This is a genomic window from Paraburkholderia caballeronis (genome assembly GCF_900104845.1).
GTDB lineage: Bacteria > Pseudomonadota > Gammaproteobacteria > Burkholderiales > Burkholderiaceae > Paraburkholderia > Paraburkholderia caballeronis.
Genome location: NZ_FNSR01000001.1, coordinates 45,310 through 69,826, shown reverse-complemented (window position 1 = coordinate 69,826; position 24,517 = coordinate 45,310). Strand labels below are relative to the sequence as shown.

Annotated in this window: 20 protein-coding genes; 4 read left to right on the top strand and 16 right to left on the bottom strand. The window is 67.6% G+C overall.

What is annotated here, in order from left to right:
• Positions 1-90 precede the first annotated feature (90 nt).
• The 9 genes from hslU to BLV92_RS00290 all read right to left on the bottom strand — a co-directional run bounded on the left by hslU (position 91) and on the right by BLV92_RS00290 (position 9,509).
• On the bottom strand, positions 91-1,437 hold the full coding sequence (hslU, locus tag BLV92_RS00330; RefSeq protein ID WP_090541147.1) for an ATP-dependent protease ATPase subunit HslU: 1,347 nt from the start codon (positions 1,435-1,437) through the stop codon (positions 91-93).
• A 30-nt stretch (positions 1,438-1,467) separates the two neighbouring features.
• On the bottom strand, positions 1,468-2,004 hold the full coding sequence (hslV, locus tag BLV92_RS00325) for an ATP-dependent protease subunit HslV (protein ID WP_090541144.1): 537 nt from the start codon (positions 2,002-2,004) through the stop codon (positions 1,468-1,470).
• A gap of 319 nt (positions 2,005-2,323) precedes the next feature.
• Complete coding sequence (dksA, locus tag BLV92_RS00320) at positions 2,324-2,743, bottom strand: RNA polymerase-binding protein DksA (RefSeq protein WP_090541141.1); 420 nt, start codon at positions 2,741-2,743, stop codon at positions 2,324-2,326.
• Positions 2,744-3,284: 541 nt separating this feature from the next.
• Positions 3,285-4,364, bottom strand: coding sequence for a CobW family GTP-binding protein (locus tag BLV92_RS00315; RefSeq protein WP_090541139.1), 1,080 nt, complete (start codon positions 4,362-4,364; stop codon positions 3,285-3,287).
• Between the two features lie 228 nt (positions 4,365-4,592).
• Entirely contained in the window at positions 4,593-5,798 is a 1,206-nt protein-coding gene (locus BLV92_RS00310; RefSeq protein ID WP_090541135.1) for a class I SAM-dependent rRNA methyltransferase, read from the bottom strand.
• A 70-nt stretch (positions 5,799-5,868) separates the two neighbouring features.
• Positions 5,869-6,792, bottom strand: coding sequence for a tyrosine recombinase XerC (xerC, locus tag BLV92_RS00305; RefSeq protein WP_090541132.1), 924 nt, complete (start codon positions 6,790-6,792; stop codon positions 5,869-5,871).
• A gap of 28 nt (positions 6,793-6,820) precedes the next feature.
• Positions 6,821-7,492, bottom strand: a complete 672-nt coding sequence (locus BLV92_RS00300; protein WP_090541129.1) for a DUF484 family protein — start codon at positions 7,490-7,492, stop codon at positions 6,821-6,823.
• A gap of 91 nt (positions 7,493-7,583) precedes the next feature.
• Positions 7,584-8,474, bottom strand: coding sequence for a diaminopimelate epimerase (gene dapF / locus BLV92_RS00295; protein WP_090546713.1), 891 nt, complete (start codon positions 8,472-8,474; stop codon positions 7,584-7,586).
• Positions 8,475-8,624: 150 nt separating this feature from the next.
• Entirely contained in the window at positions 8,625-9,509 is an 885-nt protein-coding gene (locus BLV92_RS00290) for a lipid A biosynthesis lauroyl acyltransferase (protein ID WP_090541126.1), read from the bottom strand.
• Between the two features lie 259 nt (positions 9,510-9,768).
• Here BLV92_RS00290 and metK point away from each other — a divergent pair, with 259 nt between their 5' ends.
• Positions 9,769-10,959 (top strand): methionine adenosyltransferase, encoded by a 1,191-nt coding sequence (metK, locus tag BLV92_RS00285; RefSeq protein WP_090541123.1) that lies wholly within the window; start codon positions 9,769-9,771, stop codon positions 10,957-10,959.
• 183 nt (positions 10,960-11,142) lie between these two features.
• On the opposite strand, the gene BLV92_RS00280 is transcribed toward metK, so the two are convergent.
• Positions 11,143-11,505 (bottom strand): hypothetical protein, encoded by a 363-nt coding sequence (locus tag BLV92_RS00280; protein WP_090541121.1) that lies wholly within the window; start codon positions 11,503-11,505, stop codon positions 11,143-11,145.
• A 624-nt stretch (positions 11,506-12,129) separates the two neighbouring features.
• On the opposite strand from BLV92_RS00280, the gene BLV92_RS00275 reads away from it, so the two are divergent.
• Complete coding sequence (locus tag BLV92_RS00275; RefSeq protein WP_090541118.1) at positions 12,130-12,891, top strand: phytanoyl-CoA dioxygenase family protein; 762 nt, start codon at positions 12,130-12,132, stop codon at positions 12,889-12,891.
• 123 nt (positions 12,892-13,014) lie between these two features.
• Here BLV92_RS00275 and BLV92_RS00270 read toward each other — a convergent pair whose 3' ends face one another.
• Positions 13,015-13,218 (bottom strand): DUF3185 family protein, encoded by a 204-nt coding sequence (locus tag BLV92_RS00270; protein ID WP_090546711.1) that lies wholly within the window; start codon positions 13,216-13,218, stop codon positions 13,015-13,017.
• Positions 13,219-13,463: 245 nt separating this feature from the next.
• Between BLV92_RS00270 and mgrA the strand changes: the two genes are divergently transcribed.
• Together mgrA and BLV92_RS00260 are read left to right on the top strand one after the other, a co-directional pair.
• Complete coding sequence (mgrA, locus tag BLV92_RS00265) at positions 13,464-14,507, top strand: L-glyceraldehyde 3-phosphate reductase (RefSeq protein ID WP_090541116.1); 1,044 nt, start codon at positions 13,464-13,466, stop codon at positions 14,505-14,507.
• 224 nt (positions 14,508-14,731) lie between these two features.
• The gene (locus BLV92_RS00260; RefSeq protein WP_090541113.1) at positions 14,732-15,724 is read left to right on the top strand and encodes a fatty acid desaturase family protein; all 993 of its coding nucleotides are present in this window, start codon (positions 14,732-14,734) and stop codon (positions 15,722-15,724) included.
• Positions 15,725-15,981: 257 nt separating this feature from the next.
• Here the strand turns inward: BLV92_RS00260 and BLV92_RS00255 are convergent, their stop codons facing one another.
• The 5 genes from BLV92_RS00255 to BLV92_RS00235 all read right to left on the bottom strand — a co-directional run bounded on the left by BLV92_RS00255 (position 15,982) and on the right by BLV92_RS00235 (position 24,273).
• Positions 15,982-16,167: a hypothetical protein gene (locus tag BLV92_RS00255; protein ID WP_090541110.1), complete on the bottom strand. Its 186-nt coding sequence runs from the start codon at positions 16,165-16,167 to the stop codon at positions 15,982-15,984.
• 306 nt (positions 16,168-16,473) lie between these two features.
• Positions 16,474-17,730 carry an MFS transporter gene (locus BLV92_RS00250; RefSeq protein WP_090541107.1) on the bottom strand — a complete coding sequence of 419 codons (1,257 nt, stop codon included), beginning with the start codon at positions 17,728-17,730 and terminating at the stop codon, positions 16,474-16,476.
• A 388-nt stretch (positions 17,731-18,118) separates the two neighbouring features.
• Entirely contained in the window at positions 18,119-19,621 is a 1,503-nt protein-coding gene (locus tag BLV92_RS00245; protein WP_243843878.1) for an efflux transporter outer membrane subunit, read from the bottom strand.
• Positions 19,622-19,797: 176 nt separating this feature from the next.
• Positions 19,798-21,054: an efflux RND transporter periplasmic adaptor subunit gene (locus tag BLV92_RS00240; protein ID WP_090541100.1), complete on the bottom strand. Its 1,257-nt coding sequence runs from the start codon at positions 21,052-21,054 to the stop codon at positions 19,798-19,800.
• A gap of 39 nt (positions 21,055-21,093) precedes the next feature.
• Positions 21,094-24,273 (bottom strand): efflux RND transporter permease subunit, encoded by a 3,180-nt coding sequence (locus tag BLV92_RS00235; protein WP_090541096.1) that lies wholly within the window; start codon positions 24,271-24,273, stop codon positions 21,094-21,096.
• Positions 24,274-24,517 lie beyond the last annotated feature (244 nt).

Below are 24,517 nucleotides of genomic sequence, written 5' to 3'. Positions count from 1 at the left end.
TCGTTCTTTCGAAGCAAAAGAAAAGGGTCCCACGCGGGACCCTTCTTTTCGTGCCGACGTGCATCGCGCGCGACGCACGTTCACACGACGTTACAGCACGTAGCGCGACAGATCCTCGTCCTGCGCGACTTCGCCGAGCGCGCTGTCGACATACGCGGCGTCGACGACCACGTTCTGGCCCGCGTGATTGCCGGCCGCGAACGACACGTCCTCCAGCAGTTTTTCGATCACCGTGTACAGGCGGCGCGCGCCGATGTTCTCGGTCTTTTCGTTGACCGAGAACGCGATCTCCGCGAGACGGCGAATGCCGTCGTCGGCGAATTCGAGCTGCACGTCCTCGGTCGCGAGCAGCGCCTGATACTGCTTCACGAGGCTCGCGTCGGTCGCGACGAGGATCGATTCGAAGTCCTTCACCGACAGCGAGTCGAGTTCGACGCGGATCGGGAAGCGCCCTTGCAGTTCGGGGATCAGGTCGCTCGGCTTCGCGAGATGGAACGCGCCGCTCGCGATGAACAGGATGTGATCGGTCTTGATCATCCCGTACTTCGTGTTGATCGTCGTGCCTTCGACGAGCGGCAGCAGATCGCGCTGCACGCCCTGGCGAGAGACTTCACCGCCGCCGCTGCCTTCGTTGTTGCGCGACGCGATCTTGTCGATCTCGTCGAGGAACACGATGCCGTTCTGCTCGACGTTCTGGACGGCCTTCGTCTTGACCTCCTCGTCGTTCAGCATCTTGCCCGCTTCCTCGTCGGTGAGGACTTTCAGCGCCTCCTTCACCTTCAGCTTGCGGCGGGTTTTCTTGCCGCCGCCGAGATTCGCGAACATCGAGCGGATCTGCTCGGTCATGTCCTCCATTCCGGGTGGCCCCATGATGTCCATGCCGGCCTGCGGCAGCTCGACGTCCAGTTCGATCTCCTTGTCGTCGAGCTGGCCTTCGCGCAGGCGCTTGCGGAACGTCTGGCGGGTCGCGTTCTCACCCTCGGCGTGGCTCTCCGACGCGGTGCCGAAACCGACCGGACGCGCGCCCGGCAGCAGGATGTCGAGAATGCGGTCCTCGGCCTGGTCGGTCGCCTTCGAGCGGACCTTGCGCATCTCGGCTTCGCGCGTCTGCTTGACCGAGATTTCGATCAGGTCGCGCACGATGCTGTCCACGTCGCGGCCGACGTAGCCGACCTCGGTGAACTTCGTCGCTTCGATCTTGATGAACGGCGCGTCGGCGAGTTTCGCGAGACGCCGCGCGATCTCGGTCTTGCCGACGCCGGTCGGTCCGATCATCAGGATGTTCTTCGGCGTGATTTCCTGGCGCAGCGGCTCGGCGACCTGCTGGCGGCGCCAGCGGTTGCGCAGCGCGACGGCGACGGCCTTTTTCGCGCGCGCCTGCCCGATGATGTGCTTGTCGAGTTCCGAGACGATCTCGGCGGGGGTCATGGTGCTCATCCTGGTTCCTTCTCGTCGGTTGCCGGTCGCTTACTCGATCGTTTCGATCACGCGGTTGTGGTTCGTGTAGATGCACATGTCGCCGGCGATGCCGAGCGCCTTCTCGACGATCTCGCGCGGTTCGAGGTCGGTGTTCTCGATCAGCGCGCGCGCCGCGGCCTGCGCGTACGAGCCGCCGGAGCCGATCGCGCAGATGCCGCCTTCCGGATCGAGCACGTCGCCGTTGCCGGTGATGACGAGCGTCGTTTGCGCGTCGGCCGCGATCAGCATCGCTTCGAGGCGGCGCAGCATGCGGTCGGTGCGCCAGTCCTTCGCCAGTTCGACGGCCGCGCGAGTGAGGTTGCCCTGATGCTTTTCGAGTTTCGCCTCGAAGCGGTCCAGCAGCGAGAAGGCGTCGGCGGTGCCGCCCGCGAAGCCGACCATCACCTTGCCGCCGTAGATGCGCCGGACTTTTTTCGCGCCGCCTTTCATGACGATGTTGCCGAGCGTGACCTGGCCGTCGCCGCCGAGCGCGACCTTGTCGCCGCGTCGCACGGAAACGATCGTCGTGCCGTGAAATTGCTCCATGTGCTTTCCTTTTACCGTTGATGCCTGGTGGTGCTGACTGGGAAGAGCGCGGCGGCGCGGTGCGCCGCCGCTCCGGGTCCGGTGCGGCGCCCTGTCTGTCGCGGCGCGTGGGCCGCGGCGGGCGCATGTCGAAAGCATTTTAGGGCGGCCGGGGGCTTATCAAGATCCGGCGCGCAGAAAACGGCTTGCGGGCTGCCGGGTCCGGGCGCCAGGAAGGCCGCGCACGCGGCGCGCCAAATAAAAAAGCGCACGGTTTACCGTGCGCTTCTTGCGAAGGCGGGAAGTCCGGCGCGGCGTGGCGGCGCGCCGAAACGGCCGGTCAGTCGCCGAACAGCTTCTGGCGCAGTTCGCGGCGCTCCTGGGCTTCGAGCGACAGCGTCGCGGTCGGCCGCGCGAGCAGGCGCGGGATGCCGATCGGCTCGCCGGTCTCTTCGCACCAGCCGTAGTCGCCCGCATCGATCCGCGCGAGTGACTGCTGCACCTTCTTCAGCAGCTTGCGCTCGCGGTCGCGCGTGCGCAGTTCCAGCGCATGCTCTTCCTCGATCGTCGCGCGGTCGGCCGGATCCGGGACGATCACCGTCTCGCGCAGATTCTCGGTGGTCTGGCCCGCATTGCGCAGGATTTCCGCCTGCAACTGTTCGAGCCGGTTCTTGAAGAAGGCGAGCTGATCCTCGTTCATGTAATCCTTGTCGCTCATCTTCAGGATTTCGGCTTCGGTCAAGAGTCGTTTCGTCGTCATCTGGCTTGCTTCTTCAATGTGAGGCAAAACGGGCACATCTTGCCTGCACTTTCGTGTTGCCCGCAATGGCCTTCGGATGGCGCCAGCCAGCGCCGGCACGCACGGACGATGAGCTGCCGTGAAGCCGAAGCGCCGCTGCGGGGCCGAACTCCTCTGGAAACCGGTTTTTCAGCTGCTCCTGAGGCATTCTTCGTACCGGCGGCATGGTGCGACGCGTTATGCCGGCGGTTTATCGGCTCGTTCCGGACAAGGTTTTCCGGGGCCGTTCGTCAGTCGCGTAGCGGACGCCGCATCGAACTTCGTCAGGCCGGCGCGCGCGCCCGACGGGCGTTCCAGCCTGGCGCATACGCGGTCATCCGCTCCAGTGGGGCCGTATTGTAACCGAATCGCAAACCGTGCCGGCAAACGGAAAAACCCTGTCGCAGCACGGTCGGCGACCGAAATACGTCATCCGGAAAATATAACCCGCTAATCGTGAAAAAGCGATGGTCCGGCACGGTTTCGAAACGAATTGTGCGCGGCACACCGCTTTTCCCGCGCCTCACGCGAGGCAGGCGTCGAGGCCGTCGGTGATCAGGTCCTGCGGCAGCTCGATGCCGATGAACACCATCTTGCTGTTCTTCTTCTCGACCGGCAGCCACTTCGCGGCGAGGTCGCTGCCCATCATCTGGTGCACGCCCTGGAACACGACCTTGCGGTCCACGCCCTTCATGTACAGCACGCCCTTGTAGCGCAGCAGCCGCTCGCCGTAGATCTGCAGGATGCCGCCGAGGAAGTCTTCGAGGCGGTTCGGATCGAACGGTCGGTCGCTTCGGTACACGAACGACTTGATCTTGTCGTCGTGGTGCGCGTGGTGATGATGGTGGTGGCCGTGATCGTGGCCTTCGTGGTCGCAATGGCCGTGATCGTGGTCGCAGTTCGCGTGGTCGTGGTCATGGTCGTGACCGTGATGCGCATGATCGTGCTCGTCTTCCGCGAGGAAGTCCGGGTCGATTTCGAGCTTCGCGTTCAGGTTAAAGCCGCGCAGGTCGAACACTTCCTTGATGTTCGCTTCGCCGAAGTTCACGACCCGGATCTGCGCTTTCGGGTTCATGTGCAGCAGGCGGTGGCGCAGGTCTTCGAGTTCCTTTTCGTCGACGAGGTCGGCCTTCGTGATGAACAGGCGGTCCGCGAAGCCGACCTGGCGCTGCACGACTTCGTGCTCGTCCAGCTGGTGGTTGCCGTGCTTCGCGTCGACGAGCGTGATGATCGCGTCGAGCAGGAATTCGTCGGCGATCTCGTTATCCATGAAGAACGTCTGCGCGACCGGACCCGGGTTCGCGAGGCCGGTCGTCTCGATCACGACGCGGTCGAAATCGAACTCGCCGGCGCGCTTGCGCGACGCGAGATCGCCGAGCACGCGCGCGAGGTCGCCGCGGATCGTGCAGCAGATGCAGCCGTTGCTCATCTGGATGATCTGCTCGTTCGAGTCCTGCACGAGGATCTCGTTGTCGATGTTTTCTTCGCCGAACTCGTTTTCGATCACGGCGATCTTCATGCCGTGCTGTTCGTTCAGGATGCGCTTGAGCAGCGTGGTCTTGCCGCTGCCGAGGAAGCCGGTCAGGATGGTGACGGGAATCATGCTGGGTGCCTATCTGTGCGTGAATCGGTTGCGTTAAGCGGCCGCATCGGGCGGCTGCGGCCGCGCGGATTTCAACCGGTGTTACAACATAACCGCCTATTGAACCATAACTGCGGCGCGGCCGCGTCGCCCGACCGCCGGTAGAGGCGGGCGGAACGGGGGGGGCGAAAGCGGGGACGGGTCGGCGCGCGCCGGCCGTGGCCGGAAAACGCCGCAGATGGGGGAGGCCTACGCGATTTGCAACAGCAGGCCCTTCAGGTATTCCCCTTCCGGGAACGCGGTCAACAGCGGGTGATCGACGCCCGCGCCGAGCCGCTTCAGGATCCGCGCATCGACGCGCGCGTCGGCCGCAGCGCCCGCGACGATCTTCTGGAACAGTTCGGCGTCGATCGCGCCGGAGCACGAGTACGTGAACAGCAGGCCGCCCGGACGCAGCAGCTTCAAGCCGGTCAGGTTGATGTCCTTGTACGCGCGCGCCGCGCGGTCGACGTGCTCGCGTGATGGCGCGAACTTCGGCGGGTCGAGCACGACGAGGTCGAAGCGTTCGCCGTCGTCGTACAGACGCCGCAGCGTCTTGAATGCGTCGGCGTCGAGCCATGTCGCGCGCGCGGCGTCGAAGCCGTTCGTCGCGACGTTCTGCTGCGCGAGCGCGAGCGCCTCGCCGGACGAGTCGATCGACACGACGCGCTTCGCGCCGCCCTTCAACGCGGCGAGCGAGAAGCCGCCGGTGTAGCAGAAGCAGTTCAGCACGTCGCGTTCGCCCGCGAACGCCTGCACGAGCGCGCGGTTGTCGCGCTGGTCGATGTAGAAGCCGGTCTTGTGGCCGTTGCGCACGTCGACGTGATAACGCACGCCGTTTTCGATGGTGACCAGCGTGTCGGCCGGCGGGTCGCCGGCGAGCACGCCGGTCGTCTGCTCAAGCCCTTCCTTTTCGCGGATCGACACGTCCGAACGCTCGTACACGTTCGGGCAGCCGGTCGCCGCGATCAGCGCGGCGACAATCGCTTCTTTCCACGCCTCGACGCCCGCGGCCATGAACTGGCAGACGAGCTGGCTGTGCGCGTTTGCGTCGTTAGCCGCGTCGTACTGATCGACGATCAACCCCGGCAGTCCATCGGCCTCGCCGAAGATCAGCCGCACCGCGCCGGTGTCGCGAACCATCGCGCGCCTATGCGCGACCGCGCGCTGCACGCGGCGCTTGAAGAACGCGTGGTCGATGGGCTCGTTCTCGTCGAAGCTCCACACGCGCGCGCGGATCTGCGAATGCGGGCTGTACGCGGCGCGCGCGAGAAAGCGGCCGTCGTGCGCGCGCACGATCACGGTCGCGCCAAGGGCGGGCTTGCCGTCCACGCGGTCGATCGCGTTCGCGTAGACCCACGGGTGACGGCGCAGCAGGGATTTTTCCTTCGACGGCTTGAGCGTTACGGTATTCATCGTGTGTTCGGTACGGAAAAGCGGCGCGCGGCGACGGGCCGGACAGCCCGCCGCCGCGCGCCGGATGGCATCAGTCGCGCTTCTTCGCGCGCGGGTGCGCGGTGTCGTACACGCGCGCCAGATGCTGGAAGTCGAGCGACGTATAGACCTGCGTCGCGGAGATGCTCGCGTGGCCGAGCAGTTCCTGCACCGCGCGCAGGTCGCCGCTCGATTGCAGCAGATGCGTCGCGAACGAGTGGCGCAGCACGTGCGGATGGACGTTCGCCGGGATGCCAGCTGCGAGCGCTGCGCGCTTCACGCGCTCGCGCACGACGCCGGGCGACATCCGGTTGCCGCGCACGGACAGGAAGAGCGGCGCGTCGTCGTGCTTCACGAGCGAGCCGCGCACCGCGAGCCATGCGTCGAGCGCGACGAGTGCCTTGCTGCCGACCGGCACCATCCGATGCCGGTTGCCCTTGCCGTGCACTTCGACTTCGGCCGCGTCGCGCTTGAGCCAGCCGGTCGACTCGTAGCCGTCGCGCTTCACGTAATGCACGTCGAGTCCGACCAGTTCCGCGAGCCGCAGCCCGGACGAATAGAACAGTTCGAGCATCGCGTGGTCGCGCAGCGCCTCGGCGGTGTCGGCGGTCGGCGCGTTCATCAGCGCGGCCGTGTCGTCCACCGACAGCGCCTTCGGCAGCGTCTTCGCGCGCTTCGGCGCACGCACCGCGGCGACCGGATTCGCTTCGAGTTCGATGCGGCCAGCGAGCCACCGGTAGAACGCGCGCCACGCGGACAGCCGATGCGCGATCGACCGCGACGACAGTCCCCCCGCGTGCGCGCGCACGACCGCGCCGCGCACGTCGGCGGCGCTCAGCCGTTCGAGCGGGCGGCCGTTCGCGAGCTTCACCAGCTCTTCGAGTTCGTGCGCGTAGCCGCGCAGCGTATGCGCGGACAGCCGCCGCTCGTGTTCGAGGCTCGACAGGTAGTCGGCGATCGGGTCGGTCGGGTTCACGATGGGCGGGCGAAAGCGGTCGGCGCGCTCAGTGCGGCAGCAGCCGCGTGAGCGCCGCGCTCGCGAGCGCGCCGATCTGCATCAGGAAGTCGGTCGCCATGCCGTCGTGGAAACGGCGCGGATCGGGCGAGCCCATCACGAGCAGGCCGAACGCGTTCGCCAGCGGATCGCCGTCCGGCGCGCGCAGCGCGACGAGCGCGACCGATTCCGGCGCGCCGTCCGCGATGTCGAGCCACTGCGCGGCCTCGAAGCCGGTGTTCGCGCCGCAGTACGGCGTGGTGAGGCTGTTCGCGAAGATCCGCACTTCCTCGCCGGGGCTGCGCGCGAAGTCCGCCTGCGAGTACGCTTCGGCGACGTCCCACACGCGCAGCGCCGCCTGCGGCACGTCGAACACGTCGCGCAGATTCTGCGCGACCGCGCGCGGCAGCGCGTACGGGTCGCGCTCGGCGACGATGCGCGTCGTCCAGCGGACGAACTTCGTCGCGATGCTGTCGTTCTCGTGACCGTAGCGCAGCAGTTCGGACAGCCGCCGCTCCAGCAGCTTGTTCTTGTCGCGCAGCATTTCCATCTGCCGTTCCTGCAGCGACACGGCCGCCTTGCCGTGCGGGTTGCCGAGCCGGATCGTCGACAGCAGCTCGGCGTGCTCGACGAAGAAATCGGGGTTGGCCAGCAGGTAGTCGGCGACTTCGCGATCGTTCATGGTTTCGGCAGAAGAGACGCGCGCGGCGCGCGCATCGGTGATTCGGGGCCGGCCGCAACGGCCGGAGGTTTCGGTTCGGCGCGCGGCGGCGTCACGCGAGTTCGATCTCGCCTTCGAACACCGTCACCGCGGGGCCGGCCATCGTCAGCGCGGCGGACTCGTCGGGCGCGCCCGAAAGCAGGTCTCCCTTGGGGCCGCCGTCCCACGCGATCGTCAGCACGCCGCCGTGCGTATGCACCTTCACCGGCGAGTCGAGCAGCCCGCGCCGGATGCCGGCCGCGACCGCCGCGCACGCGCCGGTGCCGCACGCGAGCGTTTCGCCTGCGCCGCGCTCGTACACGCGCAGCCGCACTTCGCTGCGCGACACGATCTGCATGAAACCGGCGTTCACCTTGCGCGGAAAACGCGGATGCGCCTCGACGATCGGTCCGTCGACCAGCACCGGGAACGCCTCGACGTCGTTGACCACCTGCACCGCATGCGGATTGCCCATCGACACGACCGAAATCCAGCGCGTCGCGCCGTTCACGTCGAGCGGCCATAGCGTGTCGTTGCCTTCGCGGCGGCCTTCGAGGCCGCTCGCGTCGAACGGCACCTTGGCCGGCTCGAACACCGGGCGACCCATGTCGACGATGACCTCGCCGTCCGGCTGCATCGCGAGCGTGATGATGCCGTTCTGCACCTGCACGCGGATGCGCTGCGCGGCGGTCAGCTTGCGGTCGCGGACGAACTTCACGAAGCAGCGCGCGCCGTTGCCGCAATGCTCGACTTCGCCGCCGTCGCAATTGAAGATCCGGTAGCGGAAATCGACGCCGTCGATGGTCGGCCGCTCGACCAGCAGCAACTGGTCGGCGCCGACGCCGAAATGGCGGTCGGCGAGCGCGCGCACGCGTTCGGGCGTCAGGTCGAGCGGCTCGGTGTAGCCGTCGAGCACGACGAAGTCGTTGCCCGCGCCGTGCATCTTGGTGAATTTCAGTTTCATGCCGCTATTGTAAGTGACGCGGCGGGATTCGCCGGTTTCCGGGACGGGCTCCGAACCCGCGAACGGGCCGTGTGGTCGGGCGGACAGCGCATCGTCTGTGCGCGACGCACGCGCATCGCGTTCGATCAAGCCGCCGCCCGGCGCCGACGCTCAATAGAACCCCGGCTCCCCCGGCGGCCGCGTCTTGAACCGCTTGTGCACCCAGTAATACTGCTCGGGCATCTTCGGAATCTGCTCTTCGAGGAACGCGTTCATCCGCCGTGCATCGACGTCGTCGTCGCCGGTCGGGTAGTTCTCCCACGGCTTGAACACCTTCAGCCGATAGCCCTTGTAGTTCGGCAGCACCTCGCCGATGAACGGCACCACCTGCGCGCGGCCGACCTTCGCGAGCCGGCCGACGGCGGTCAGCGTGCAGGTCGGGATGCCGAAGAACGGCACGAACGTCGAGTTGCGCGCGCCGTAGTCCATGTCCGCGCCAAGCATCACCGGCTTGCGGTCGCGCAGCCAGCGCAGCACCACCCGCGCGCTGTCCGCGCGGCTCACCATCTCGGCGCCGAAGCGGCTGCGGCCGGCCTTCGCGGCTGCTTCCAGTTCCGGGTTCGACATCGGCTGATACAGCGACCCGCACGGCCGGTGCAGCGAGTAGTTGAGGAACATCGAGCCGGCCTCGATGCCGACGAAGTGCAGGCCGAGGAACAGCGTCGGCGGCAGGTCGGGATCGGTGAGATCGACTTCGCTGTCGAGTTCGATCAGCTTTTCGAGTTTCTTCGCGGAGCCGAACCACTGGACGCTGCGCTCCAGATAACTGCGGATCGCGTGACGGAAATGCAGGCCCGCGACTTCCTCGCGGCGCGCATCGCTCCAGTCGGGGAAGCACAGCCTCAGGTTGATGTGGACGATGCGTCTGCGGCGGCTCGGAACCTGGTAGAGCAGCCAGCCGAGGCCGTCGCCGAGACGGGCGACGAAACCGTACGGCAGGATCGCGAGCAGTTTGAGGACGGTGATGCCGAGCCGGGTGCCGAGCCTGCCTAGCATGTGTGGGCTCCGGACGGCGTGGAATAAGGAAAGGCGGGATGAACGGATGCGAAAGACTGCACGCGCGAAGACTCTGTGACAAATGAGCGAAGTCGTTATAATACGGGCTTCGCCGAGTTAATAGACAACTTGCGGGGCGAAGCCGGTTGACTGCGACAGCGTCGCGCAGCCGGACAGGTAATCCGCTAAAGCGTCGCCACTTCAGGCTCCCGGAGCTGGCTACGTGAACATCAATCGTAACCGGGGCAGGAGTCACAACGTGGCAAACGACTATTTCTTTACTTCCGAATCCGTATCCGAAGGCCATCCGGACAAGGTCGCCGACCAGATCTCGGATGCGATCCTCGATGCGATCCTCGCGCAGGACAAGTACTCGCGTGTTGCAGCGGAAACGCTGTGCAACACCGGTCTCGTCGTGCTCGCCGGTGAAATCACGACCACCGCGAACGTCGACTACATCCAGGTCGCGCGCGACACGATCAAGCGCATCGGCTACGACAACACCGACTACGGCATCGACTACCGCGGCTGCGCGGTGCTCGTCGCGTACGACAAGCAGTCGCCGGACATCGCGCAGGGCGTGGACCGCGCGCACGACAACAACCTCGACCAGGGCGCGGGCGACCAGGGCCTGATGTTCGGTTACGCGTGCGACGAAACGCCGGAACTGATGCCGCTGCCGATCCACCTGTCGCACCGTCTGGTCGAGCGCCAGTCGAACCTGCGCCGCGACGGCCGTCTGCCGTGGCTGCGTCCGGATGCGAAGTCGCAGGTCACGGTCCGCTACGTCGACGGCAAGCCGCATTCGATCGACACGGTCGTGCTGTCCACGCAGCATTCGCCGGACATCGACCTCGCGACGCTGCGCGAAGCGGTGATCGAAGAGGTGATCAAGCCGGTGCTGCCGGCCGACCTCGTGAAGGGCGAAATCAAGTACCTCGTGAACCCGACCGGCCGTTTCGTGATCGGTGGCCCGCAGGGCGACTGCGGCCTGACCGGCCGCAAGATCATCGTCGATACGTACGGCGGCGCGGCTCCGCACGGCGGCGGCGCGTTCTCGGGCAAGGACCCGTCGAAGGTGGACCGCTCGGCCGCGTATGCCGGCCGTTACGTCGCGAAGAACATCGTCGCGGCCGGCCTCGCGTCGCGCTGCCTGATCCAGGTGTCGTACGCGATCGGCGTTGCCGAGCCGACGTCGGTGATGGTCAACACGTTCGGCACCGGCAAGGTGTCGGACGCGACGATCACGAAGCTCGTGCGCGAGCACTTCGACCTGCGTCCGAAGGGCATCATCCAGATGCTCGACCTGCTGCGCCCGGTCTACGAAAAGACCGCCGCGTACGGTCACTTCGGCCGCGAAGAGCCGGAGTTCTCGTGGGAAGCGGCCGACAAGGCGCTCGTGCTGGCCGAAGCGGCCGGCACCGAGCCGGTCAGCGCGGTGGTGGCGTAACGCGTTGCGCGCGGCCCCTCGCCGTCGTTTCGGCGAGCGGGCCGCGCCCCTCGCACCGCTGGCAGTAAGCGCATAAGAAAAACCCCGCACGACGTTGGTCGTGCGGGGTTTTTCACATCTGCGTCGCTCGCGGCGAGCGGTTGCGTGGCTACCGCGTGCCGCCGCCGCGAACCTCGCGCGGCGTCACCGCATCGCGAACGCGAACCAGCCCTCGCTCGTCGCCGACATCCGGCGCGGGCGGCGCGAGCCCGATGCGGTGCGCGTGGGCGTCGTCTGCGCGGTCGTCAGCTTGCGCAGCGGCGCGTTCGGGCGATACAGCAGCGTGCGCAGCGAGAAGTGCCGCGCGCCGGTGCGCACGCGCAGCACCGAGAAGAACGCATGGAACCACGCGCGCATTCCGTCGACGGGATGCACGTCGCGCACCTGTTCGGCAAGCGCGCGGGTGCGCGCCGAATGATGGCGCAGCGCGCGAACCAGATGACGGCGCGCCGGACGCGCGGCCTTCAATGCGGCGCGGGTGAGTCGGGTATTCAAAAGAGTGTGCATGGTGTCAGCGGGTCCGGGATCGAGTGCGCCGCGCGCGGTGGATCAGGCGCAGCAGCAAACGTGCCCGTTTGAATCAAAACGTAAGCGTGCCGGCAGGCGGTCTGGCGGAAACCGGCGGAAGGCGGAGGCGGCAAGCGGAGCGCCGGCCTGGCAGGAGGCCGTGCGAACGGCCTGTTCGGGCAGACGGAGGTCGGAGAAAGCGAACAACATGCGACGCAGGCTACACGCGAATCGTGACCGCGAGAAGTCGGTTAATACCCGCGCTCGCCACCGGCGGGACGCGTCCATGAGCGCTTTTGACGCGGACGATTCCGCCCTTTGATGCCATTGCGGTGCGCCCGCCCCAATCCCGTGCGGCTCGCGACGATCGCGGCAGTTGCGCGCAGATCGGGGCCGGATCGCCGCGGCGTGCGCAAACGTCCCGGTCCGGAGCGTGTGCCGCGGAGTCCGCACGGGCCGGCGGCGGAGCGCCGTCCGGCCGACGACCGCGCCGCGACGCACGCGCAGTCGCTTTACAATCGAGCAGATCGCGGCGGGGCGAAATCATGGCCCGCGCCGCAGCGCCGCGAGCCGTGGTTTTCATGGACGCAACGCGCAAACCAGACATCGAATAACGGAAGTCCCATGTCAGTCCAGTCGAAGAAGGAACAGGTCCGCACGCTGCGCGAACGCGGTTTCGTGGTGGTGCCGGGGCTCGTGTCGCCGCAGCGGTGCGAGGAGATCAAGGCCGTCGCGGCCGAACAGTTGCGCGCCGCCGCGGCGCCGGTCGAATTCGAGGCCGACCTGCAGTACCCGGGCGCGCCCGATTCGCGCGACGCGCCCGGCGGCCATACGGTGCGCCGCCTGCTCGACGCGTATTCGCGCCACGCGCTGTTCCGCGAATGGGCGACGTCGCCGGAGATTCGCGGCTGGATGGAGCTGTACTTCGGCGAGCAGCCGGTGCTGTCGCGCGCGCATCACAACTGCATGATGACGAAGCATCCCGCGTACGGCAGCCTGACCGGCTGGCATCGCGACGTGCGCTACTGGTCGTTCGAGCGCGACGATCTCGTATCGGTGTGGCTCGCGCTCGGACCGGAGACCGCGGACAACGGCGCGCTGTGGCTCGTGCCCGCGTCGCACGACGCGGCGTTCACGTCCGATCGCTTCGACGAAGCGAAATTCTTCCGCGCGGACCTGCCGGAAAACCGGCTGTGGATCGACAACGCGGTGACGCCGACGCTCGCGGCCGGCGACGTCGTGTTCTTCCACTGCAACACGCTGCATTCGGCGGGCAAGAACCTGAGCGACCAGGTGAAGTTCTCGCTCGTGTTCACCTATCACGGCGCGAGCAACGTGCCGCTGCCGAACACGCGCTCGGCGGCGACGCCGGAAGTGCCGCTCTGAACGATGCGGGCGGCGCACCATGCGCCGCCTCCGGTCGTCCCGCCGTCACGGCGCAGCGAGACGCGGCGCAACGGCGCTGCGCACCGCCACGCGGCGCGCCTCGTTTCCGCCGACCGCGCCGGGTCAGCGCCTGCCCGACGACGCGAGCCCGATCAGCCCCGCGATCGTCGCGGCGATGCCGCCTGCGATCAGCAGGATCGTGCGGTTGGTGGGCGCGCCGGTGAACATGCGCGACATGTCGTTCGCGAGCGAGTGGAACGACTGGCCGCCGAAGTACAGCAGCACGATGCCGCCGACAATCAGCGCGAGCGAAATCGCCTTGATCATCCGATAACCCGTCTGTTGTTGATGCGGAGCCGCAGTGTAGGCGACGCGGCGTGCGCCGTCCATTATCGTCCCGCTATCTGGGCCTCTGCAAAACGCGGGTGGATTGGCTAACATAGCGCGTCCATCGCGCCGAAGCCGCGGCGCCCCGGCAGGCGACGCGGTGTTGCAACGGACAACGCAATGTCTTCGCGGCCGCCTCGCGGCCGCGCCTTCTTTCTCTCCCGTTTTCGTCGAGGATTCAAGCAATGGCCTACGAAGCAGCCTCCGAACGCTATGCGCAGATGCAATACCGCTTTTGCGGCAAGTCGGGCCTCAAGCTGCCGGCCCTGTCGCTCGGCCTGTGGCACAACTTCGGCGACACCACGCCGATCTCCACGCAGCGCGAGATCCTGCGCACTGCGTTCGATCTCGGCATCACGCACTTCGATCTCGCGAACAACTACGGCCCGCCGTACGGCAGCGCGGAAACGAATTTCGGCCGCATCTTCAACGACGACTTCCGTCCGTATCGCGACGAACTGCTGATCTCGTCGAAGGCCGGCTGGGACATGTGGCCCGGCCCGTATGGCCAGGGCGGCGGCTCGCGCAAGTACGTGCTCGCGAGCCTCGACCAGAGCCTGAAGCGGATGGGGCTCGACTACGTCGACATCTTCTATTCGCACCGCTTCGACGCGGACACGCCGCTCGAAGAAACCGCCGGCGCGCTCGCGACCGCCGTGCAGCAGGGCAAGGCGCTGTACATCGGCATCTCGTCGTACTCCGCGCAGAAGACGCTCGAAATGGCGAAGCTGCTCGCGGAGCACAAGGTGCCGCTGCTGATCCATCAGCCGTCGTACAACATGCTGAACCGCTGGATCGAACATGGTCTGCTCGATACGCTCGACCAGGTCGGCGCGGGCAGCATCGCGTTCACGCCGCTCGCGCAGGGCCTCTTGACGAACAAGTATCTGAACGGCGTGCCCGAGGACGCGCGCGTGAACCGTCCGGGCGGCGGCTCGCTGAAGGGCGAGCACCTGAGCGCGCAGAACCTCGATCACGTGCGCAAGCTGAACGACATCGCGCAGCGCCGCGGCCAGAGCCTCGCGCAGATGGCGATCGCGTGGACGCTGCGCGGCGGCCGCGTGACGTCGGCGCTGATCGGCGCGAGCCGCGCGGAGCAGGTGCGCGAGAACGTCGGCGCGCTGAAGAACCTGGCGTTCTCGGCGGAAGAGCTGGCGGAGATCGACCGTTACGCGACCGAAGGCGGCGTCAATCTGTGGGAGAAGCCGTCCACCGATCAGCACATCTGACGAGCGCATGCGCCGTTCGCGGCGCGTGTCGTCCGGTGCATCGGAAAGCCGCCGCGAGGCGGCTTTTTTCATGGCCGCGCGCGCCGATCCGAAGCCCTCGCGCATCGCGCCAACCGGCGACATCAAACCCCGGGCTCGTCGCGTCGGAACGCGCCGATCGATTCTTCGCGCTGTCACGCGGCGCTGCTACTTTCGCCGCAGTCCAGTGAGCGCGAGGGGAGTCGATGGATCCGGAAGCCGTCGTTCGTCACGACCTCGTGCGGTGCGTCCCGCGCGACGTGTTGCCCGCCCGCGCGAACGTTGCGCTGACCGTCGTCGCATCGCTCGCGCTCGCGTGGCTGTTCGTCGGGCTGCCGCTCGCGCTGCGCACGTCGCCCCACTGGCCCGCGCCGGCGACGTGGCTGTCGCTCGCGCCGGTCGTGCTCGCGACGCCGATCCACTGGGGGTTGATCCACGAAGGCATCCACGGCCAGTTGCTGCCGTCGCGGCGCGCGAACGAATGGGCGGCGCGCGCGCTCGCGATCGGCATCGCGTTGCCGTTCGACGTGATGCGCTTCGGGCATCTGATGCATCACCGCTTCACGCGCGAGCCGTACGACCGGCCGGACGTCACCGATGCGTCGCAGTCGCGCCGGAGCAGGCGGCTCGCGTATTACACGCGGCTCTTCGGCGGCCTGTATGCGGCCGAGGTGCTGCTGCCGCTGCTCGCGTTCGTGCCGGCCTCGACGGCGGCCGCGATGGTGGCGCGCAGCGTCGGCGCGCGCGGACCGTTCGGCGTGCAGGTGCAGCGGCTGTTCTCGCGCCACGCGGCGGACCCGGAACGCCGCCGCCGCATCCGGCGCGACTGGCTGCTGTCGATGTCGCTGCATGCGTTCGCGCTGCATCTGTACGGGCCGTGGTGGCCGGTGCTGGTCGTGTCGGTGTATCTGCGCGGACTGTGGCTGTCGATTGCGGACAACCTGCCGCATTACGGCGTCGCGCTCGACGAACCGGGCCGCGCGCGCGACTTCCGCGTGCCGCGCGGCTTCGGCGTGCTGCTGATGAATCATCATCTGCACCGGCAGCATCACCTCGAACCGACACTGCCGTGGACCGCGCTTCCTTCGCTCGCAGAGGAAGCGGATGACGCAGCGGGGAAAACGCAGTCCGCGTACTTCAGGGCTGCAATCAGCCAGTTCCGCGGGCTCGGGCGCGACGACGATCCGCGTCCGGTGTAATGGATCGGCGGGGTGATTAACAAAGGCAGACGCGTTGCAACGCGTGCGTGCGCAAGTCCGGCAGGCCACGCGTTGAATGCGCGCTTCGATGCGGATGCTTCGGATGCGGCCGTTTGTTGACGCGCTGGCCGGCGAACGCAGGCGATTCGCGCGCCATAGCGCATCGCACCACGCAGCCGTCGCGACTGCCGGTCGATTCCGATGCGCGAGCGGGTTTTCTATGCGCCTGCCGCGCGCACGTCAGCCGCTATCCGGCGCTACATCAACACCGGCAGCGTTTCCACGAGCACGACTGCGACCATCACGCCGATCAGCGCGCCGACGACGCGTAGCGTGTTGTGCCGGAATTCGGTGGCGCACGGCAGCGCGCCGAGGAACAGCGCGCCGGCAAGGGCCATCGGGATGATCATCACGAAGTCGCCGATCGTGAAATAGCCTGACATGCTCGTCTCCTTATCGTATCGGCTCTTGTCGAAGCGCGCGGCTGTCGTCGTTATTCTGGCGATGCGGCTCCAAGCCTGTTTCGAGTATAGGCGAGCGTTTTCGGCGTTCGGGCAGACGCCGTGTCCTGAGGTGCGCCGCGGCAACGCACGGGAGCCCCGCCAGGCATGGTTTTGCGGCGAATCCGCGCGGGCGTCGCAACAGGTTCGCACGCAAGTGCTTTTATTACTCTTCGCTTTCGAATCGATGCGGTGTGGATTGCGGCCGTTCAAATTGCAGCCGGTTCCCCGGACGCGGATGCAACACGGTCACGCAGCCTCCGCCGCCTCGCGGGCGCGCAGCGTCGTCGCGCCGACGATCCCGACGATCAGCAGCGCGCCGACCAGCGCCGCGACGCCGTTCCAGCCGTATGCGGTCCAGAAGTGGCCGCCGATCGATCCGACGATGCTCGACCCGAGGTAATACGACAGCAGATAAAGCGCCGCCGCCTGTCCCTTCGCTTCCTTCGCCAGCCGGCCGACCCAGCCGCTCGCGACCGAGTGGCCGGCGAAGAAGCCGACCGTCAGCAGGCCGATGCCGGCGGCGATCGCGGCGAGCGGATGCAGCATCGTCAGCAGCAGGCCCGCGAGCATCAGCACGAGGCCGCCGATCAGCACGCGGCCGCGCCCGAACGTGTCGGCCATCCGGCCGGACCACGGCGACGCGACCATCCCGAGCAGATAGACGACGAAGATCGCGCCGATCTCCGCCTGGCTCATCCGGTAGGGCGGCGCGAGCAGCCGGTAGCCGATGTAGTTGTACAGCGTGACGAAGCTGCCCATCAGCACGAAGCCCATCGAGAACAGCACTGGCAGGCCGGGCCGCGCGAAGTGCTTCGCGAGCGCCGCGCGATGATGCGCGAAACCGAGCCCCGCGCGCGGCACGAAATGGCGCGACGGCGGCAGCAGCGCGCGGAACGCGAGCGTCGCGAGCAGGCCGAGCACGGCGATCGCGGCAATCGCCGCGCGCCAGCCGAACAGGTCGGCGACGATGCCGGTGATCACGCGCCCGGCCATCCCGCCGACTGCGGTGCCGCCGACGTACAGGCCCATCGCGAGGCCGAGGCCTTCCGGATGCACTTCCTCCGCGAGATACGCCATCGCGACCGCCGGCACGCCGCCGAGCGCGAGCCCTTCGAGCGCGCGCAGCACGAGCAGCTGATGCCACTGCGGGACGAACGCGACCGCGAGCGTCAGCAGCGACGACACGGTGAGCGACGCGGTCATCAGCTTGTGGCGGCTCCAGCTTTCGGACACGAAGCCCGCGACGAAGATCGCGCCGGCGAGCGCGGCGGTCGTCACCGACAGCGACAGGCTGCTTTGCGCGGGACTCACGCCGAACGCGTCGGAGAACGCGGGCAGCAGCGGCTGCACGCAGTACAGCAGCGAGAACGTCGCATAACCGGCGAACAGCAGCGCGAGGCTCGCGCGCCAGTACGACGGCGAGCCGCGTTCGAGATACGGGATCGAAGCGGGCGGGGCGCTCGGGGTCCGGTCGGAGTCCGGCTGGACGGTCACGGCAGTCATCTCCAGAAATCGCAAAGCCGCAACGATACGCTTGTTAAGCGGATTGCGTGGAGTTGTCGGGCGATTGGGGGCGATCGGAGGGCGGGCGGCGCGGACGGTGCGCGCCGTGGAGCGCGATGCCGGCGTCCGTCTTGCGGGATCGCTGCCTTGTCGCCAGGGCGTCCGTCGCCGTAGCGGATCGGGCGGCGGGCTTGTTGAGCCCAATGGGGAAACGACACGTGGCGCGAGCAGCCGTTTTTCATGTTTAACGGCAGATGCCCGGCGCAACCGCCGCTGCTTCGCGACAAGGCTTTCCGCGCGCCCCTGTCGCGCCGCCGGGTGCGGCCGGGTGGCGCTTGTTGGAGCGCCGGCGTAGTCGGCTGCCAGGCGTCGTCCGCGCGACCGCTTCTTATCCCCGCGTCGCCGCTTCGCCCGGTTTCGTCGCGGGCGTCGCGGCGGCCGCAGGCGCGGCCTGCCGGTCCGGATGCACGAGCTGTTCGTCGGTCGGCAGGTCGGAAGCCTGCCAGCCGCCGCCGAGCGCCTTCACGAGCCCGACGCTCGCGGCCATCCGCCGGCGCGCGATCGCGACCGCCTGGCGCTCGTTCGACAGCGCAGTCGTCTGCGCGACGACGACGTCGAGGTACGTGATCGCGCCGCTGCGATAGCGGTCGTTGACGATCGCGAGCGTGCGCTGCGCGGCCGCGACCGCGCGGTCCTGCGCGAGCGCTTCCTGTTCGAGCACGCGCAGCGTCGCGAGGTTGTCCTCGACCTGGCCGAAGGCGTCGAGCACCGTCTGCCGGTATTGCGCGACGCTCTCGTCGTACTGCGCGCGCGCCTCGTTGCGGACCGCCTCGCGTCCGCCGAAGTCGAGCAGCGTGCCGGCGAGCGTCGGCCCGAGCGACCAGAAGCGCGCGGGCGCGAGCAGCCACTGGCTGTAGTTCGTCGCTTCGAGGCCGCCGGTCACCGCGAGCACGAGGTTCGGAAAAAACGCGGCCGTCGCGACGCCGATCTGCGCGTTCGCGGCGACGACCTGCCGTTCGGCGGCCGCGATGTCCGGCCGCCGTTCGAGCAGCGTCGACGGCAGGCCGGTCGGCGACACCACCGGCGTCGCCTTCAGCGGCTCGACCGGCAGCGAGAACGTCGACGGCGACTGGCCGATCAGGATCGCGATCGCGTGTTCGAGCTGCGCGCGCTGCACGCCGAGGTCGATCGCCTGCGCCTCGGTGGTCTGAAGCTGCGTCTGCGCCTGCCCGACGTCCGCGTCGGTCGCGATGCCGCCGTCGTAGCGATGCTGCGTCAACTGCACCGACTCGCGATACGCGGCGATCGTGTCGTCGAGCAGCTGACGTTCGCGGTCGATCCCGCGCAGTTCGAAATAGTCGGTCGCGAGTTCGGCCTGCATCGACAGCAGCATCGCGGCCGCGTCGGCGGCGTTCGCCTGCGCGCCGGCCTTCGCGCCCTCGACGCTGCGCGACACGCGGCCCCACAGGTCCGGCTCCCACGACGCATCGACGCCCGCGATGTAGTCGTTCAGCGCGATCCCGGCCGTGGAGCGATGCTCGATGTTGGCCGACGTGCGCGCGCGCGAGAAGCCGCCGTTCGCGGTCACGAGCGGGAAGAAGGCCGAACGCTGCTGCGCGACGTTCGCACGCGCCGCGCGAAAGCGCGCCTGCGCGGCCTGCACGTTCTGGTTCGCGTGCTCGACCTGCTGTTCGAGGCCGTCGAGCTGCGCGTCGTCGTAGATCTGCCACCACGCGCCGCGCGGCGCCGTGTCCGCCGGTTTCGCGGTGGTCCAGCCGGTGCCTTCGAGTTCCTTGTACGTCGCGGCGACGGTCGCGGTCGGCCGCACGTAATCCGGTCCGACCGTGCAGCCGGCGAGCGCGGCCGCCACGATGACGGCCGCTGTGGGCAGCGCGCGCGCCGGGCGCGCGACACGTGCGCTGCGTGTCCCGCATGCGCTGGGCTTCGCACGGGACGCGGGCGCGAAGGTCTTTGCGGCGCGGCGTTTCGGTCGCAGCGCCCGGCCAACCCATGCGGCCAGCGCGGCGCTGACGGTTGCCGCGCGCGGCGATCCGGGCGATGCGCGTTTCATGACGGCGCCTTCGCGCTCGACGCGCCGGACGCCGGCTGCGCAGCGCGATAACCGGCCGCCTGCTCCTGCGTTTCCGCCGGATGGCCCGCGACGACGCGCACCGGCGTGCCGTCGACAATCGAGTCCTGCGGATTGACGATCACGTGTTCGCCGCCGGTCAGGCCCGCCGCGATCGCGACGCGCGTGCCGAAGTCGGTGCCGAGCGTCACGCCGACGAGCTTCACGCGGCTCTGCGCATCGACGGTCGCGACCTTCACGCCGTCCGGCCGGAACAGGAACGCGTTGCCCGGCAGCGTGAGTGGGGCCGCGTCGCCGCCGAGCGCGAAGTGCACCTGTGCATACGCGCCGGGCAGCAGTTCGCCGGCGCGGTTGTCGACGTCGACTTCGACGAGCATCGTGCGCTGCTGCGGATCGACCGCGCCCGCCGTGCGCGCGATGGTGCCCGGATAGTGCTTGCCGGCCGTCTCGTTCAGCGTGAGGAACGCGTGCGTCTGCGGACGGATCTGCAAGGCGTACGCCTGCGGCACGTTCACGTACACGCGCAGCCGGTCCGCCTGCGCGACGTGGAACAGCTCCTTCTGCGGGCCGCCCGAGCTGCCCGCGTCGATCAGTGCGCCGACGTCGACGTTGCGCGCCGTTACGATGCCGTCGAACGGCGCGACGACCTTCTGGAACGACTGCAACTGCGTGAGCCGCGAAACGTTGAAGCGCGCGGCGTCGAGCGTGCCTTTCTTCGCGAGCATGTCCGCGACCTTCTCGTCGGTCTCCTGCTTCGACACCGAACGGTTCTGCAGCATCTCGGTCCAGCGCGCGGCGGTCGTCTGCGCGAGCGTGTAGTTCGCCTGCGCATTCGCGAGGTCGGCGCGCGCGGCGCGCAACTGGTCGTCGACTTCCGGCGTGTCGATTTCCGCGAGCAACTGGCCCGCCTTCACGTGCGCGCCGATGTCCGCGTACCACTTGCGCAGATAACCGCTCGTGCGCGCATATACCGGCGTGTCGAGGAACGCCTGCACGTTGCCCGGCAGCACGAGGTCGAGCGTGCGCGTCGAACGTTGCGGCTCCACCACCTGCACGGACAGCGTGCTCGCATGCTGCGCATCGCTTTCGAGCGCGGCCTGCGCGCTGTGGCGCGACCAGATGCCCTGCGCGGCGAGGCCGATCACGACCAGCGCCGCGACGACCAGCGGCCAGCGGCGGCGCGTGCGCGGCGCGTCGTGCGGCGGCTTCGGTGCGTCAGCGTGCGGCGGTTGCATTGCATCCCCGGATCGAGAGAGAAGGAACAATCGTCATTTTCATGATTTCGGCACTACGTTTTCGATTACGCGCTGGCGGCGTTCGCCGAGCTTGCGGTAGATGAGCGAGAACACCACCGGCACGAAGATCAGCGTCGCGACCGTGCCGACCACCAGGCCGCCGATCACCGCGCGCCCGAGCGGCGCGTTCTGCTCGCCGCCTTCGCCGAGGCCGATCGCCATCGGCACCATCCCGATCACCATCGCGAGCGCGGTCATCAGCACCGGGCGAAAGCGCGTGTAGCCGGCTTCCATTGCGGCGCGCACCGCGTCGCCGTGTTCGAGCAGCTGCTCGCGCGCGAAGCTGATGACGAGAATCGAATTCGCGGTCGCGATGCCGATACACATGATCGCGCCGGTGAGCGCCGGGATCGACAGCGTCGTATGGGTGAGGAACAGTATCCAGACGATGCCGGCGAGCGCGCCCGGCAGCGCGGTGATGATGATGAACGGATCGAGCCACGACTGGAAGTTCACGACGATCAGCAGGTACACGAGCACGATCGCGAACACGAGGCCGAACAGCAGCCCGGAGAACGACGCGTTCATCGTCTGCACCTGGCCGCGCAGTTCGATCGTCGAGCCCTTCGGCAAGTCGGCTTTCGCGTCGGCGATGATCCGGTCGATGTCGTCGGACACCGCGCCGAGATCGCGGCCGTCCGCGGTGCCGTAGATGTCGATCGTCGTCTGCGCGTTGTAGTGCGTGACGACCGCCTCGCCCGACTCGCGCCGCATGCTCGCGAGCGAGCCGAGGATGTTGCTGCGGCCGTTCGCGGTCAGCGGAATGTTCGCGAGCGACTGCAGCGAGTCCATCGTGTATTGCGGCGCCTCGGTCACCACGTTGTAGCTGACGCCGTTGCGCGGATTCAGCCAGAACGTCGGCGTCGTCTGCTGGCTGCCGGACAGCGTGATCAGCAGATCGCTCGCGACGTCCTTCTGCGTGAAGCCGGCCTGCTGCGCGCGCGTGCGGTCCACGTCGATGAAGATGCGCGGCAGGTCGGCCGGCTGCTGGATGCGCGCGTCGACGAAACCCGGCACGCCGCGCAGTTTCGCGAGCAGCTTCGCGGCGAACACGCGGTTGCCGGCGACGTTGCGGCCGACGATCTGGATGTCGATCGGCGCGGGCATCCCGAAGTTCAGCGTCTGGCTGACGATGTCGGCGGGCAGGAACGCGAACTGGACGCCGGGGAACTCGTCGTTCAGCGTGCGGCGCAGCAGGCGCACGTAGTCGGCGGTCGGATGGTGGTCCTCGTTCAGCGCGATCAGCACGTCCGCATCCGAGGTCCCGACCGTGCCGGTGTTGTTGTACGACAGGTTGGTCCCCGACACCGGCACGCCGATGTTATCGATGATCGAATGCAGTTCGCCGGCCGGAATCAGCGTGCGGATGCGCTTGTCGATGCGGTCGGTGAGCACCGCGGTTTCCTCGACGCGCATGCCGGTTTTCGCGCGCACGTGCAGCGCGATCGTGCCGGCATCGACCTGCGGGAAAAAGTCGCGGCCGATGAACGGCAGCAGCGCCATCGACAGCAGGCAGCAGACGAGGAACCCGACCACGAACGGCACCGGATGCGCGATGCGCGCGGCGAGGAACCCGTGATAGCGCTCGCGCACGGCCGAGAAGCCGCGCTCGAACGCGAGGTGAATCCGCATGAACGGATTGCGTGTTTGCCCGGACGGATGCAGGTCCGCCGGCTTGTGATGATGGCGCAGCAGGTACTTCGCGAGCGTCGGCACGAGCGTACGCGAGAAAAAGTACGACGCGAGCATCGCGAACACCACCGCTTCGGCGAGCGGAATGAACAGGTAGTGCGCGACGCCGGTCAGGAAGAACATCGGCACGAACACGATGCAGATCGACAGCGTCGAGACGAGCGTCGGCACCGCGATCTGCTGCGCGCCGTCGAGAATCGCCTGTTCGAGCGTCTTGCCCTGTTCGAGCTGGTGGCTCACGTTTTCGATCGCGACGGTCGCGTCGTCCACCAGAATGCCGACCGCGAGCGCGAGCCCGCCGAGCGTCATGATGTTGATCGTCTCGCCGAGCGCGGACAGCGCGATCACCGACGTGATCATCGACAGCGGAATCGAGATCGCGATGATCAGCGTCGCGCGCCAGTTGCCGAGGAACAGCAGGATCATCAGCGCCGTCAGCCCGGCGGCGATCACCGCCTCGCGCAGCACGCCCTGCACCGACGCGCGCACGAACAGCGACTGGTCCGATACCGGATCGATCGCCATCGACGGCGGCACGAGGTTGTGCAGCGTCGGCATCATGGCCTTGATGCGGTCGACGATGGCGAGCGTCGAGGTGTTGCCGCTCTTGCTGATCGTCAGCAGCGCGGCGCGCTGGCCGTCCACGCGCACGATGTTGGTCTGCGGCACGAAGCCGTCGCGCACGTGCGCGACGTCGCGAATGTAGATCGTGCCGGCCGGCGTCGTCTTGACCGGCATGTTGTTGAGCCCGTCGATCGAGGCCGGGCTCGCGTTCAGCAGCACCGAATATTCAGTGGAACCGATCTTCGCGGTGCCGGACGGCAGAATCAGGTTCTGCGCGCTGATCGCGTTGACGACGTCCGTCGGCGACAGGTTGTGCTGCTGCAACTGGCGCTGGTCGATGTCGACCATGATCTGCCGCTGCTTGCCGCCGTACGGCAGCGGCGCGGACGCGCCCGGCACCGTCGCGAGTTCGGTCTTCAGGAAGTTGTTGCCGTAGTCGAACAGCTCCTGCTCGGTGAGTTGCGGCGACGACAGCGCGAGCCGCAGGATCGGCACCGTCGACGCGTTATAGCGCAGGATGTTCGGCGGCGTGATGCCGGGCGGCAGCGAGCGCAGCTGCGTTTGTGACAGCGCGGCGACTTCGGCGAGCGCTTCCTGCACGTTCGCATTCGGCTGGAAGAAGATCTTCACGACCGTGATGCCGTTGAGCGACGTCGATTCGGTGTGCTCGATGTCGTTCACGGCCGTCGAGAGGCCGCGCTCGTAGTTGAGCGCGATGCGTCGCGACATCTCGTCGGCGGGCAGCCCCGTGTAGCTCCAGATGACCGAAAGGACGGGGATGTCGATGTTCGGGAAGATGTCCGTCGGCGTGCGCAGGATCGTCAGCGGCCCGACGATCATCAACAGCAGGGCGAGCACGACGAACGTATACGGGCGCTTGAGCGCGAGTCGGACAATCCACATGGAACGCCAGGTACCTTCGCTGATGGCGGAGTAGTGCGAACGTGGCGGCTCTGGCTACGTCCGGCGGGGGTTATCGGGTGGTTTTACCGGTCCGCGTATGCGAAACGGTTGCTTCCGGTGCGACAGGACTATAGCGCCTGTCGCTGGACGAAAGCGTACTTTTTCAATGACGACGTCCGCAATCGTTAGCGGCCTATGGATTACGGTCTGTTACAGTCAGTTTTTCGTAAGTCGTTTTAACGCC

Coding starts and splice junctions, on each gene's coding strand:
- hslU (WP_090541147.1), bottom strand. CDS start 1,437: ATGAGCACCATGACCCCCGCCGAGATCGTCTCGGAACTCGACAAGCAC.
- hslV (WP_090541144.1), bottom strand. CDS start 2,004: ATGGAGCAATTTCACGGCACGACGATCGTTTCCGTGCGACGCGGCGAC.
- dksA (WP_090541141.1), bottom strand. CDS start 2,743: ATGACGACGAAACGACTCTTGACCGAAGCCGAAATCCTGAAGATGAGC.
- BLV92_RS00315 (WP_090541139.1), bottom strand. CDS start 4,364: ATGATTCCCGTCACCATCCTGACCGGCTTCCTCGGCAGCGGCAAGACC.
- BLV92_RS00310 (WP_090541135.1), bottom strand. CDS start 5,798: ATGAATACCGTAACGCTCAAGCCGTCGAAGGAAAAATCCCTGCTGCGC.
- BLV92_RS00300 (WP_090541129.1), bottom strand. CDS start 7,492: ATGAACGATCGCGAAGTCGCCGACTACCTGCTGGCCAACCCCGATTTC.
- dapF (WP_090546713.1), bottom strand. CDS start 8,474: ATGAAACTGAAATTCACCAAGATGCACGGCGCGGGCAACGACTTCGTC.
- BLV92_RS00290 (WP_090541126.1), bottom strand. CDS start 9,509: ATGCTAGGCAGGCTCGGCACCCGGCTCGGCATCACCGTCCTCAAACTG.
- BLV92_RS00280 (WP_090541121.1), bottom strand. CDS start 11,505: ATGCACACTCTTTTGAATACCCGACTCACCCGCGCCGCATTGAAGGCC.
- BLV92_RS00275 (WP_090541118.1), top strand. CDS start 12,130: ATGTCAGTCCAGTCGAAGAAGGAACAGGTCCGCACGCTGCGCGAACGC.
- BLV92_RS00270 (WP_090546711.1), bottom strand. CDS start 13,218: ATGATCAAGGCGATTTCGCTCGCGCTGATTGTCGGCGGCATCGTGCTG.
- mgrA (WP_090541116.1), top strand. CDS start 13,464: ATGGCCTACGAAGCAGCCTCCGAACGCTATGCGCAGATGCAATACCGC.
- BLV92_RS00260 (WP_090541113.1), top strand. CDS start 14,732: ATGGATCCGGAAGCCGTCGTTCGTCACGACCTCGTGCGGTGCGTCCCG.
- BLV92_RS00255 (WP_090541110.1), bottom strand. CDS start 16,167: ATGTCAGGCTATTTCACGATCGGCGACTTCGTGATGATCATCCCGATG.
- BLV92_RS00250 (WP_090541107.1), bottom strand. CDS start 17,730: ATGACTGCCGTGACCGTCCAGCCGGACTCCGACCGGACCCCGAGCGCC.
- BLV92_RS00240 (WP_090541100.1), bottom strand. CDS start 21,054: ATGCAACCGCCGCACGCTGACGCACCGAAGCCGCCGCACGACGCGCCG.
- BLV92_RS00235 (WP_090541096.1), bottom strand. CDS start 24,273: ATGTGGATTGTCCGACTCGCGCTCAAGCGCCCGTATACGTTCGTCGTG.